Here is a 13,333-nt window from a genome sequence, read left to right on the forward strand (position 1 = left end):
CGCAGCGAAGGTGGAGTGATCGTTTACGGCTGACTGTCCGGGGAGACGGTGGGGGGGAACCGGTAGGCGCGAGGACGATGTCGACGAGCGGACCGCGGAAGCGTTCGCCGCTAGCGAGCGGGCCTGTTCGGCGGCGGGCTGGGAGTACGCGCACGTCGGTGTTCCGGATCCGGTGTTCCTGGCGAACGTGCGGTGGCTGGCCCGTTACCGGTACGGCCGGTGCGGCCGTGAGAGCGACATCGCCGAGCGCCTGGGCGGTGTGGGCGGTCGGGTGCGGTTCGCCGGCCAGGTGCAGGCGGTGCTCGCGGTGTCCGCTCGTGCGGTGACGCTGCCCAAGGAGGACGACTCGCTGCGGGACGTCCCGCTGGCAGTGCTGCTGGGTGATGAGGGCGGGAGCGGGCGAAGGCGGCCGAGCTGACGGCCGCGGGCTACCGGGTCTGCGTGGGTACGGCTGGCAACTTCCGCCGCCGCTACCGCCTGGTTCGGTACCCGGCCGGCCCCAGGATGCGGGGCCGGCCGCGGGGTGCTGGGGATGCCCGCGCACCTGTCACCTGGTCGGAGTCCGCACCGTAGGGGTTGGCCGGTGCGGGCCTCCTGCCGGGGATCACCCGGACACCACGACGATGACAGGACGGCGGTCTCCAGGCGACAGGCCGAGCATCATCACGCATATGTCGAGCGTGGTTCACTCGACCCGCAAGGAACAGGGGAGCTTTCGGCGCGCGACTCGTTGCGTGGCGCGCACGATTCGGGGAGTTGGCCGTGGACGCGATCGACCGTCACATACTGGACATCCTCCGCAAGGACGGGCGAGCGCCCGTGTCGGAGATCGCGCGTGCTGTGGGACTCTCGGCGGCTCCGTGCGCGCGCCGCATCGAGCGCATGGAGAGGGCGGGCGTGATCCGCGGCTACACCGCAGTCATCGAGGACAGCCGGGCGGGCATGCTTCAGGCGTTCATCGAGATCCGCCTGCTCGGCGCGACCGACAGCGAAGAGATCCAGGGCATCGCCGAGAGCATCCCGGAGATCGAGGAGAGCCACAGCATCGCCGGCACCTCCGACGCCCTGCTCAAGCTCCGGGTCAGGGACGTGAAGCATCTTCAGCAGGTGATCAACGCCGTACGCCGGACCGGCACGGTGGAGGGCACCAAGACCTTCATCATCATGAACACCTGGACCCGCGCGACCGCGCGTGCCGCCACCCCGTAGCCCCGGAACGACGTCGTGCTGTGGCCCGGAGGCCGTCCCGCCTGCCGACGGCGACCCGATCGGTGGTGCGGGCCCGACGTCGTCGCCCGCTACACGACTGAACCCGGCGGCTTCAGGGGCCGTCGGGGCGGATCACTCGCGTGCTGGTGTGACGGTGTGCGCGAGTTGGAAGCGTGAGTGCAGGCCCAGTTTCCGGTAGACGCGGGTGAGGGTCGCTTCGACCGTCTTGACGCTGACGGTGAGGATGGTGGCGATGTCCCGGTTGCTCGCTCCGGCGGCGGCGAGTTCGGCGCAGCGCTGCTCGGCGGAAGTGAGGCGGGGGTGGGCGTCTCCGCCCGTGGGGACGGCTTCCAGCCGGCGGAGGGTGTGCGCGGCGGTTTCGGCCCAGGGGTGTGACTGGTGGGCGGTAAAAAGGTCGGCGGCGCTTTGCGCGGCGGCGCGGGCGCTGGCGCGGCGGCGTCCGCGGCGTTCGGTGTGGCTGAGCGCCAGGAAGGTCCTGCCGCGTTCGAGGGGGAGGTGGCGGAGCCGGTCGGCCGCGTCGGTGAGGCGCCGGGCCGCGGTGTCGTAGTGGCCGCGGGCGGCGTCCAGGAGTGCCTGGGCACGTTCGAGGGAGGGCAGGACAGTGTCCCTGCCGAGGTCGGTCGCGGTGCGGCGGGTGTCGTCCAGGAGGCTCTGTGCCTGGTCGAGGTGGCCGAGGGCGATGAGGGTCTCGGCGAGTTCGGGGTGCCAGCGCAGGACGGACGGGTCGCGGACCTGCTGGAACTCCTCCAGGGTGCGGACCTCCTCCAGGGCCTCCAGGGCTTCCTTGGGGCGGCCGGTGGCCAGGAGGAGGTGGCCGAGGGCGAACAGGTTGCGGGAGAGGAAGACCTTGTTGTCCTCATACCGGGCGGTGTCGACTCCGCGGCGTGCGTGGACGAGGGCGAGGTCGGTGTGCCGGGCGGTGCCCTCGACGAGGGCGGAGGTGTAACAGGCCGGTGCGGCCGACAGGGCGGTCCCGTCGGTCAGGGCCTGGGCGCGGTGGGCATGGTCGAGTGCTCTGGTGCACCGTCCGGCGCGGAGTTCGGCCTCGGCGAGGCTGCGCAGGATGTCCACGGTCGCCTCGACGTCTCCCGTCCGTTCGGCTTCGACGAGCAGGGGTAGCAGCGCGGTGCGGGCCTCGTCCGGGTGGTCGTCGAAAAGGGCGTGCCGGGCGGCGAGGTGCTGAGGCGTGCCGTTGACCGGGATGGAGGCGGCGCGTGGCAGGGACAGGGCACGACCGAGCGTGGTCCCGGCGTCGGGATGGCCGACGACGCGTTGAAGGCGGGCCCGCATCGTGAGGGCCATGACCGCGGTGGTGGTGTCGCCGGCGCTCTCGGCAAGGACGGTGGCCCGACCGGCCAGGGCACACGCCCGGTGGGGGTCACCCTCGCTGACGTTGGCCCAGACGGACTGGCGGATGAGGATCCGCGCGGTGAGGTCGGATCGTCCGGCCGCCGCGCGGAGTGCGGCGGCGAACAGTTCGTCCGCGCTGTACAGGTGCTGGCCGCTCGCGTCGATCAGGGCGACGAGGGCATCGACCCGCTGGTCCGGGGTGGTGTCCTGGCCCAGGACAAAGCGGGCGGCGGCCCGAGCGCGGGGGAGGTCACCGTAGTGGGCGGCGTCGCGTACGGCGGTCAGGGCCCGTTCGGTGAGCAGGTCGCCCTCGTCGTGCGGGGTGCGCTGGGCGGCGAGGAGGGAGAGCTCTGCCGCGAGTGCGTGGTCGCCGCGCTGCCGGGCGCGTACGGCAGCGCGGGCTGCGTGGAGGGCCGACCGCGGGTCGGCTGCATCGGCCGCCAGCACGGTGTGCCGGTCGCGGCGGACGCTGTCGTGGCTGGCCTCGGCCAGGCGGGCGTGCAGGCGCCTGCGCTCGTGGCCCGGCAGCCGGGCCACGAGTTCGGTAGCGATCGCGGAGGCGGTGAACCGTACGCTCCTGTCCGCCCGTCCGCTGTCGAGCAGCCCCGCTGCCTCGGCCTGGGCGAGGAGGGTCTCGGTTTCCAGGCCGGCGAGGCGGCCGAGCAGTTCGAGGTCGGGCCGGTCGTCCAGTGCGGCGAACGTCAGCAGTCCCTGTACCTGGGCCGGTACCTCGTCCAGCCACCCGCCCACCAGTCGGCGGACCGTCGGCGGCAAGGCCGACTCGCCAACACCATCCCGGCCTGGGGACGGGCGCGAGGCGTCGGCCAGGGCCAGGGCCAGGGCCGGGTTCCCGCCGCTGCGGGCGTGGATGCGCGTGACCTCGCGGGGGGTGAGCCGGTACGGGGACAGCAGAGTCGCGACCTGAGGGGCCGCCAGGGGTGGGATGCGCACCGCGCACACGTCCTCCCCGCACCAGTGGCCCGTGGCCCCCGGACGCCAGGTGCGCTCGGCCGCGATGACGGGAAGGTCCGGAGCCAGGCGCAACGCCCAGCCCAGAACGGCCGCACTGGCCGGGTCCAGCCACTGGGCGTTGTCCACCACCAGCGTCATGGGCGGTGCCTTCCGCAGCAGTTCGGCGGTCAGGCGGCGCAGCCGAAGTGCCTGACCGGCATCGTCCGGAGAACCGGACCGGCCGGCGGTCTCGTCGAGTGCCGCCGTCAGCTCCCGTGAAGCGGGCAGGGCCGGGAGGGCCAGCGCGAGTTCGAGCAGCCCGGTGTACGGGATCCCGGTGTCCTGTGGGCCCGGCGCCAGCCGGAGAACCGGCAGGCCCGACCGCCGCCCCAGGACACCGGCCGCGGTGGTCTTGCCACTTCCGGGCGGCCCGAACAGGACCACCCGGCGGATGCCGTCCACGTCTTCCGGCACCACCGGCAGCACGGGACCGGCCTCGTCGGACGCGTTCATCCCCATCGCAGAGTCTGGCATCGGGCCATGGTGCGCCCGCCGGGCCTCCCCGTCCAGGTCAAGGGGTTGCCCCGATGTCGGCCGCTCTCCGCGTCCCTAGCCTCATGGCCACAACCGAGCCAACTGCCGCCGAACACCCCCCGCACTCCAGGTGACGTCCTGCGGCGATCCCCGACGAGGCCCGGTGGAAGGATTTGTCATGTACCGCAAAAACGTCTTGGCTGCCGGTGTCGCGGCAGCCCTCGCACTGGGTTCCCTGACCATGGTGGCCACCCAGTCCACCGCCTCCCCCCAGCCCACCGCGGCCGCCGGCACCTCCGCCGACCAACCCGGCGCCGGCTTCCGGGCGATGACGGCCGACACGCGCAGCGAGGCGATACGCACGGCCAACCGGAACGCGGCCGCCACCGCCCGCGAACTCGGCCTGGGCCCCGACGAGCGCCTGGCGGCCAAGGACGTGCTGATCGACACCGACGGCACCAGGCACGTGCGCTACGACCGCACCTACAGAGGACTGCCGGTGATCGGCGGCGACCTGGTGGTCCACCTCGCCGAAGACGGCACGACCACCGGCTCAGACCTCGCGCACCAGGGCGCGATCAGGGTCGCCGGGACCACCCCGAAACTCACGGCCGCCGACGCCTCCGCCAAGGCCGTGAAGCACGCCAAGCACGTGAAGAAGGCGAAGGCCGGCAGCAAGGACAGCACCCTGATGGTGTACGCGGTCGGCAAGATCCCCGTCCTCGCCTACCGCTCGACCGTCACCGGCGAGGGCGAGACCGGCCCCACCTCGCGGGAGGCGGTGATCGTCGACGCCACAACCGGCGCGCCGCTGGACCAGTACGAGCTGCACCAGAACGTCACGGGCACCGGCAACGGCGTCACCGTCGGCCAGGTCTCCCTCGAGACCACCCAGACCGGCAGCGGCTACACCCTCACCGACCCGGCGCACGGCGGCACGGTCGTCTACGACTCCTACAACAGCCCGCAGTCGAACCCCAGGCAGAACGCCCGGGCCTTCTCCAAGACCACCAACTCCTGGGGCAACGGCACCACGTCCAGCCGCGAGAGCGCCGCGGTGGACGCCTCCTACGGCCTGGCGAAGACCTGGGACTACTTCAAGAACTCCTTCAACCGCTCCGGCATCCGCAACGACGGCCGCGGCGCTCGCGCCTACGTCCACGTCGACACCAACCTGCTCAACGCCTTCTACGACGACAACTGCTTCTGCATGTACTTCGGCGACGGCTCCTCGCAGAACGGCAACACCCCGCTCGCCACGCTCGACGTGGCCAGTCACGAGATGACCCACGGCGTCACCGCCGCCACCGCCAACCTCACCTACTCCGGCGAGTCCGGCGGCCTCAACGAGGCCACCAGCGACATCTTCGGCACCATGGTCGAGTTCTCCGCCGGCAACGCCGCCGACCCGGGCGACTACTACATCGGCGAGAAGCTCAACATGTCGGGCGGTTACATGCGCCGGATGGACAACCCGGCCGCCGACGGCAGATCGCTGTCCTGCTGGAACTCCGGCGCCGGTTCGGTGGACGTGCACCTCTCCTCCGGCATCGGCAACCATTTCTTCTACCTGGCCGCCGAGGGCACCGGGGCGAAGACCATCGGCGGACGCTCGCACACCGGTACCACCTGCAACAACGACACCTTCGCGGGCATCGGCAAGGACAAGGCCGCCGCGGTCTGGTACCGGGCGCTGACCACCTACATGACTTCCACCACCAACTACGTCGGCGCCCGCACCGCCACCCTGCAGGCCGCCGCCGACCTGTACGGCGCCAACTCCCAGGAGCGCTACCGCGTCTCCAAGGCGTGGGCAGCCGTCAGCGTCGGCACCGCCCTGCCCGACCCCGGCACGGGCACCCCCACCCCCTCTCCGACCGCCCCGACGCCCTCTCCGACCACGCCTCCCGGCGGGAACGCGCTGACCAACGGCAGCTTCGAGCAGGGCACCGGCGGCTGGACCCAGAGCGACAACATCATCACCAACTCGTCCCTGCAGACCGCGCGCGACGGGTCCTGGTACGCCTGGATGATGGGCTACGGCGCCGACGCCGTCGAATCCCTGTCCCAGTCGAACGTCGCGGTGCCCTCCACCGGCACCCCGAAGCTCACCTTCTGGCTGAAGGTCTCCACCCAGGAATCCGGTCCCACCGCCTACGACACTCTCAAGGTCAACGTCAACGGCACCACGCTGGCCACCTACTCCAACGCCGACGCGAGCTCCGGATACGTCCAGAAGACCGTCGACCTGTCCGCCTACAAGGGCCAGACGGTGAGGCTGGAGTTCGCCGGCACCGAGGACACCTACCTGTCGACCATCTTCCTGGTCGACCAGATCGCCATCGGCTGACCAGTCCTGCGCACCACCCGTGCTCCCGCGGCCGGACCCGCTCAGGTGCTCCGGCCGCGGGAGCGTGCCAGACGGTTCGGACATTCCCGCCCCCAGCGCACACCGCAGGCGAGCCCCCACGCTCGTCCCTCCGGCGTGCGTGGAAATCCATGAGGAGAGTCCATGTCACTCCTGCCGCGTAGAACATCGAGCAACCGGCGAGCCGGCCTCGCCGCCTTGCTCACCACCGCCCTTGCCGCGCTCAGCCTTCCCCTCGCCACGACCGCCACCGCCGTCCCCGCCGCCTCCCCGATCGCCGAATCCGCCACGGGCACCTACCTGGTCACCCTCGCCGACGAGCCCTTGGTCACCTACGACGGCGGGGTGGGCGACCTGCCCGCCACGGAGCCCGCCGAGGGCGACAAGCTTGATGTCGCATCGGCCGCCGCCAAGCGGTACCGCGCCCACCTGACGGACCAGCAGACCCGCGTCGCCAAGAAGGTCGGCGCCACCGTCCGGCAGCACTACGCGGTCACCACCAACACCTTCAGCGCCCGGCTCGACGCCCGCCAACTGGTGCGCCTCGCTCACACCGGGAGCGTCGTGCACATCGCCCCCGACCGGTTCCACCACGCCACCGACGACCGGAACTCCACCGACTTCCTCGGACTCTCCGGCCGCAAGGGGCTGTGGAACGCCCTCAGCGGGACCGCCGAAGCCGGCAAGGGCATCGTCATCGGCGACATCGACACGGGCATCTGGCCCGAGAACCCCTCCTTCGACGCCCCGGCCCTGAGTTCCCTCGAACCCGGCACGAGGGACCGCCACCGCCCCTACCGCGTGGGCACGACCACCGTGATGCACAAGGCGGACGGCGGAACCTTCAAGGGCACCTGCCAGAGCGGCGACAGCTTCACCGCCACGGCCTGCAACGAGAAGGTCATCAGCGCCCGCTACTTCGGCGACGCCTGGTTCGACGCCGTTCCGGAGTCCAACCGGGCCGGATACGTCTCCCCGCGCGACAGCCAAGGCCACGGCACCCACACGGCGGCCACCGCGGCCGGCAACGCCGACGTCCGCGCCGAGGTCGACGGTGAGGACCTCGGCACCGTCTCCGGCGTGGCCCCCGCAGCCACCATCGCCGTCTACAAAGCCCTCTGGCAGAGCAGGGGCGGCCAAGCGGACGGCGGTCTGACCAGCGACATCGTCGCCGCCGTCGACCAGGCCGTCGCCGACGGCGTGGACGTCATCAACTACTCGCTCGGCGGCACGTTCGAGAGCGCGTACGACGACCCGGCCCAGGTCGCGCTCCGCAACGCGGCCGCGGCCGGAGTCTTCGTCGCCACCGCCGCGGGCAACTCCGGCCCGGGGGCGTCCAGCCTCGACAACACCGCGCCCTGGACCACCACGGTCGCCGCGGGCACCATCAAGTCGCACACCGGCACGGTGACCCTTGGCAACGGCGCGAGCCACACCGGCATCAGCACCACCGTGCACCGGCAGGTCGGCCCCGCCCCGCTCGTCCGGGGCTCCGCGGTCCGGGACCCCGACACCGTGGACGTCTACGCGGACCACTGCATGCCGGACTCCCTCGACCCCGTCCGCACGACCGGGAAGATCGTCGTCTGCGAACGGGGCGTCAACGGCCGCGCCGACAAGTCCGCCGAGGTCAAGCGGGCCGGCGGCATCGGCCTCGTCCTGGTGAACCCCGGCAACGAGAGTACGGACGGCGACCTGCACAGCGTGCCGGCCGTCCACCTCGACAACGCGGACGCGGCCCCCGTGCGCACCTACGCCGCCACCAGCGGAGCCACCGCCACCCTCACCGAGGGAGGCACCTCGGACGTCTATCCCCAAGTGGCCGGCTTCTCCTCGCGCGGCCCCTCGCTCACCGGCAACGGCGACCTGCTCAAGCCCGACATCACCGCGCCCGGCGTCACGATCCTCGCGGCCGTGTCCCCGGACGGCAACCACGGCCACGACTTCGGCTACTATTCCGGCACCTCCATGGCCACCCCGCACATCAGCGGCCTGGCGGCGCTCTACCTCTCGGAGCACCCCAGCTGGTCCCCGATGAGCATCAAGTCGGCCATGATGACCACCGCCAAGCCGACGAAGACCGCGGACGGCAGGAACAGCGACGACGCCTTCGCGCAGGGCGCCGGCGAGGTGGACGCACGGGCCATACCGCGGCCCGGACTCGTCTACGACTCGGGCGAGCGGGACTGGCTCGCGTACCTCGAGGGCTCCGGTGTGGACACCGGAACCGGCGTCGAGGCCATCGACCCGAGCGACCTCAACCACCCGTCCATAGCCATCGGCGACCTGTTCGGCAAGCAGACCGTCACCCGCACCGTCACCGCGACCACGGCCGGCACCTACCGCGCCCGGGTGGATCTCCCCGGCATCAAGGCCACCGTGAGCCCGTCCGTACTGCACTTCAGCCACCCCGGCCAGAAGCGCACCTTCACCGTCACTCTGGACGTGACCACCGCGCCCGCCGGACGCGCCGCCACCGGGGCCCTCACCTGGACCTCCGGTCGCACCACCGTCCGCAGCCCGATCGTCGTCACCCCGCAGGTCGTCCGCGCCCCTGCCGAGATCAAGGGCTCCGCCTCCAGCGGCTCGACCAAGTTCCCGGTCACCCCGGCCACCAGCACTCTGACGGCCACCGCCTACGGACCCGTCACCTCACCCGCCACCCAGGGCAACCTGACCTCGACGCAGCAGATCTCCTACGACGCCGAGATCCCCTCCGGCACCAAGGCGTCGCAGATCACGGTCCGCTTCGACGCGGCGCACGACACGATCACGGGCGTCCTGTGGGGCAACAAGGTCGACGGGGTCCTCCAGGACGTCCACGTCGCCGTCCCCGACAGTGACGGAGTGGTCACGATCACCGTGCCGCATCCCACGGCCGATGCTCTCTTCGTGTCCCTGGTCGCGATGGGGGCCGACGGGGAGACCGTCACCCCGTACACCTACCGGGCGAACCACATCACCGCGGGCAGCCCCGTCACCGGCAAAGTCACGGTCACGCCCGACCGGGCCCGCGTCACCCCCGGCGTGCCGACCGACCTGACCGCCACCTGGTCCGGCGTCCCAGCGAACGCCCGGTCCGGCGCCTGGATCGAGTACGGCAACGAGGCGGGCTCCTTCCTGACCCTCAACTGAATCCCTGTACCCACCGGCGGGGCGGCACGCCCCCACGTGCCGCCCACACACACGCTCCGCACATGCCGGCTACTCGAACCGCGAGGTGTCGCCCGCGCCCCTGCGGACGATCTGCAGCTCGCCGGTGGGGAAGTCAATGACGGTCGTCGGCTCGGTGCCCCAGTCACCCGAGCGAGTAGTGGAGGCCCTCTGGGCGAGTGCGCCTTTTCACCCTTCAGCACAGGTGAAAGAGGCTCACTCCACCTTCGCGAAGAAGCGCTCAACCTTCACTGCGACAGGTCGGCATTTCCCCGGCGTCCGCGAAGGCGCGCGCCCGCGCATTTCGCGGCCCGCTCGAGAAGGCGTCCAGAGCGGCTCGAAGGACGCCTCGGTCCCGCTGTTCGCGAGAAGGGGCCCGCGGCGGCCCCCGGGAACGGCCGGTGCGGGGACGCGTCGTGGCCAAAAACCGTCCCGTCGGTCTCCGGCCAGGGAGAAGGGCCGGTCCCGGGGGTCACGGGCGCGTCGGCGCAGTACGGGATCGCCGCACCGACGGGATCACGTCACGGCGCCGACGGGGGCGCTCCACCGCTCCGCCCCGATGACCTCTGTTGCTTCTCCTGAGTCAGACATGCAAATCTGCCGACGGTTTGACTTCGGCATTGCCTCGGTTTTGAGAATTCTTATCGGAACCGGGAATCCGTGGGCCGGTATCTCGGCGGCGCGGGACGGGGAGCGGCGTCGGATCGGCACCACCGCTGGTCCGGAACCGTAGACGGGGAGGCGGAACCAGTCGTGCTGATCGAACGAGTCAATGAATTCGCCCGGCTCCGGCGGGACCTGCACGAGTGCGCGCACCACAGGAAGGGCCATGTGGCCCTGGTGACCGGCCCGGTCGGCAGCGGGAAGACGCAGTTGCTGGAGACCTTCCACCGGGGCGCGGTCGCCACCGGCGCGCGGGTGCTGACGGCCGCCGGGTCCCGTGCCGAGCAGGGCCTGCCCTTCGGAGTGCTGGGGCAGCTCCTGCACGGCGCCCGGCTGGCGGGCAGCGACACGGCGCGGGCCGAGAAGCTGATCCGCGAGGCCGCCGACGTCGTCCCCGCGGCCGAGGCCGGGTGGGAGGCGGCGGACGAGCTGCCGGCCGAGGGGGCCCAGTGGGCACCGCTGTCGCGCGAGGTGTTCGCGACGCTGCTCGAGCTGGTCGACCAGGGTCCGCTGGTCCTGGTGGTGGACGACCTGCACCACGCGGACGCGACGTCGCTGCACTCCCTGTTGTACGTGACGCGGCGGCTGCAGCACGTGCCGGTGATGGTGCTGCTGTCGGAGGCCCTGACGTCCCGTCCGGCGAACCCCTTGTTCCACGCGGAGCTGCGCAGCCAGCCGCGCCTGTCGCAGGTGGCGTTGCCGCCGCTGACCGCGGACCTGGTGGCGCGGGCGCTTCCCGCCCGCGGCACAGGGTCGCAGGGTGCGGGGGGCGGCGAGGCGCTGGAGGAGGCGCGGCGCCTGGTGGGGACGACGGGCGGCAGTCCGCTGCTGGTGCAGGCCCTGCTGGCCGAGGAGGGGCGCGAGGGCGAGGACGGCGGGTCCGCCCCGGTGCCGCGCGCCGGTGACGCCTTCGGCCAGGCCGTGCTGCACAGCCTCTACCGTCACGAGCCGGAGGCGCGGAAGGTCGCGCAGGCGCTGGCGGTGCTGGACCGGTCGGCGTCGCAGGAGCTGGTCGGCCAGCTCCTCGGCATGCCGCCCGGCTCCGTGGCGTCGGCGCTGCGGGTGCTGCACAGTTCGGGGCTCGTGGACACCGACCGGCTGCGGCATCCGCGCATCCTGCAGTCCGTCCTGGCCGACACGCCGGCCGAGGTGCGGCAGCGGCTGCACGAGCGGGCCGCCAAGGCGCTGCACGAGCACGGCGCCGCGTCGAGCGTGGTCGCCGGGCACCTGGTCGCCTCCGGGTGGACGGGCGAGGAGTGGGTGGCGCCGGTGCTGCGGGACGCCGCCGAGCAGGCCCTGGCGGCGGGCCGGCCCGATCTGTCGGTGGCGTACCTGCGGCTGGGCCGCGGGGCCGGTGCCGACGAGGGGCGGCGCGGCGCCCTGGCGACCATGCTGGTCGGGGCGCGCTGGCAGGTGAACCCGCTGGCGGCGGACCGTGATCTGGACCTGTTGGTGCAGTCGGCGGGGGAGGACGAGGACCCGGCGCCCGCGCCCGTCTCGGCGGTGCCGTACCTGCTGTGGCAGGGGCGGGCGGAGGAGGCCGCCGACGCGGTCGCCCCGGGCCGGGAGGCGAGAACCCCCGTCCCGGGGAAGGCGGAGCCGAAGGCGGGCGGGGCGGCGGGTACCGTGGACGGCCGGCTGCAGGCGATGCGCCTGCTGGTCTCCCTGTCCCACCCGGACTTCCTGGTGTCGGTGCGGGAGTCGCGGGACCGGTGGAGCCGGGCGGCCACCGCGCCGCACTCGGTCAGCCCGCTGCTGCAGGCCGTCTCGGTGCTGGGCAGTGCCCTGCTCCCCACGGAGGGGGTGGACAGCGCGGCCGCCGCCGAGCAGTTCCTGCAGCGGCACCACCTGGACCGGGGCAACCGCGGTCTGCTGGTCGCTCCGCTGCTGGCGCTGCTGTACGGGGGGCGCGCCGGCCGGGTCGTGGCGTGGAGCGACACGCTGCTGGGCCGCCCCGAGGCCCGTCACACCCCGGTGTGGCGGGGCGTGCTGCAGTCGATCCGCGCCGAGGCGGCGCTGCGGCTGGGCGACCTGGCCGAGGCGGAGCAGGGGGCCCGTGCCGCGCTGGAGGGTCTGCCGGCGCCGGCGTGGGGGGTGGTCGTCGGCGCGCCGCTGGGCACGCTGATCAGCTGTGCGACGGAGACCGGCAGGCACGCCGAGGCCGAACGGTGGCTCGCGGAGCCGGTGCCGGAGAGGATGTTCCGCACCCCGATCGGCGCGCACTACCTGGTCGCCCGGGGGTCGCACCATCTGGCGATGGGGCGCCGGCAGGCCGCCTCCTCGGATTTCCAGCGCTGCGGCGCCATGATGCGGGGCTGGAACCTGGAGGCGTCCGGGCTGGTGCCGTGGCGGCTGGAGCTGGCGCGGGTGCAGATGGGGCTCGGGGAGCGCACGCTCGCCGCGCAGCTCCTGCGGGACCAGCTGCACGTGTCGCAGGGGCTCGACGAGCGGACGCGGGGCCGGGCGTTGCGCCTGCTGGCCTCGACCGCCGCGCCCGACCACCGGCGCAAGCTGCTCTCCAAGGCGGTGGAGCTGTTCCAGTCCTGCGGTGACCGGCAGGGCCTCGCCCGGGCGCTGGCCGACATCGACCAGGTGATGCGGCAGTCCGGGGAGGCGGGTCACGCCCGGCGTTTCCTGTTCCGCGCGGACGAGACGGCGCAGGGTGCGGATGCCGCGTCGTGGGTGCGTCAGGCGCAGGAGTGGCAGGGCGCGCAGGGCGGGCAGGGCGAGTCGCAGGCCGGGGAGGGCGGTGACCGGGACGACCTGCTGAGCGAGGCGGAGCTCCGGGTGGCGGTGCTGGCCGCGCGGGGGCGGACCAACCGGCAGATCTCCGACGCGCTCTTCATCACGGTGAGCACGGTGGAGCAGCATCTGACGCGCACCTACCGCAAGTTGAACGTGCGGCAGCGCACCGACCTGCCGAGCTGGCTGCTGGCGGTGGACGGCGAGCAGCCGAGGAAGGTGCAGGAGAAGGTGAGCTGACCCGCTGACGGCACGACGGCGTGGCCCGGACCGGTGGTGAACCGGTCCGGGCCACGCTGTTGTGCCGGGAGGGTCAGTCGTCCAGGCCCGCGCCGAGCTGCT

The 13,333-nt window shown here is 72.6% G+C and carries 6 protein-coding genes and 1 pseudogene; 5 read left to right on the forward strand and 2 right to left on the reverse strand.

The features are described from left to right. Window positions 1-172 precede the first annotated feature (172 nt). Together ACWD3O_RS19900 and ACWD3O_RS19905 are read left to right on the forward strand one after the other, a co-directional pair. Window positions 173-418, forward strand: a complete 246-nt coding sequence (locus tag ACWD3O_RS19900; RefSeq protein WP_451416782.1) for a hypothetical protein — start codon at window positions 173-175, stop codon at window positions 416-418. Window positions 419-762: 344 nt separating this feature from the next. Further along, the gene (locus tag ACWD3O_RS19905) at window positions 763-1,209 is read left to right on the forward strand and encodes an Lrp/AsnC family transcriptional regulator (RefSeq protein ID WP_451416783.1); all 447 of its coding nucleotides are present in this window, start codon (window positions 763-765) and stop codon (window positions 1,207-1,209) included. A 132-nt stretch (window positions 1,210-1,341) separates the two neighbouring features. Here ACWD3O_RS19905 and ACWD3O_RS19910 read toward each other — a convergent pair whose 3' ends face one another. Beyond that, window positions 1,342-4,065 carry a LuxR C-terminal-related transcriptional regulator gene (locus ACWD3O_RS19910; protein WP_451416784.1) on the reverse strand — a complete coding sequence of 908 codons (2,724 nt, stop codon included), beginning with the start codon at window positions 4,063-4,065 and terminating at the stop codon, window positions 1,342-1,344. A gap of 178 nt (window positions 4,066-4,243) precedes the next feature. On the opposite strand from ACWD3O_RS19910, the gene ACWD3O_RS19915 reads away from it, so the two are divergent. Both ACWD3O_RS19915 and ACWD3O_RS19920 read left to right on the forward strand, forming a co-directional pair. Next, a complete protein-coding gene (locus ACWD3O_RS19915) occupies window positions 4,244-6,415 on the forward strand; it encodes a M4 family metallopeptidase (protein WP_451416785.1) in 2,172 nt (723 codons plus the stop codon). 162 nt (window positions 6,416-6,577) lie between these two features. Further along, window positions 6,578-9,568: a S8 family serine peptidase gene (locus tag ACWD3O_RS19920; protein WP_451416786.1), complete on the forward strand. Its 2,991-nt coding sequence runs from the start codon at window positions 6,578-6,580 to the stop codon at window positions 9,566-9,568. Between the two features lie 69 nt (window positions 9,569-9,637). Here ACWD3O_RS19920 and ACWD3O_RS19925 read toward each other — a convergent pair. Then, window positions 9,638-9,739 (reverse strand): annotated as a pseudogene (locus ACWD3O_RS19925) (L-threonylcarbamoyladenylate synthase); the annotation flags it as partial. A gap of 600 nt (window positions 9,740-10,339) precedes the next feature. On the opposite strand from ACWD3O_RS19925, the gene ACWD3O_RS19930 reads away from it, so the two are divergent. Next, window positions 10,340-13,231: a helix-turn-helix transcriptional regulator gene (locus tag ACWD3O_RS19930; protein ID WP_451416787.1), complete on the forward strand. Its 2,892-nt coding sequence runs from the start codon at window positions 10,340-10,342 to the stop codon at window positions 13,229-13,231. The last annotated feature ends 102 nt before the right edge of the window (window positions 13,232-13,333 follow it).

The organism is Streptomyces sp. NPDC002640 (assembly GCF_053592575.1).

Excerpts from the sequence above, each read along its gene's own strand:
- ACWD3O_RS19915 (WP_451416785.1), top strand. The coding sequence starts at position 4,244 with ATGTACCGCAAAAACGTCTTGGCTGCCGGTGTCGCGGCAGCCCTCGCA.
- ACWD3O_RS19920 (WP_451416786.1), top strand. The coding sequence starts at position 6,578 with ATGTCACTCCTGCCGCGTAGAACATCGAGCAACCGGCGAGCCGGCCTC.
- ACWD3O_RS19910 (WP_451416784.1), bottom strand. The coding sequence starts at position 4,065 with ATGCCAGACTCTGCGATGGGGATGAACGCGTCCGACGAGGCCGGTCCC.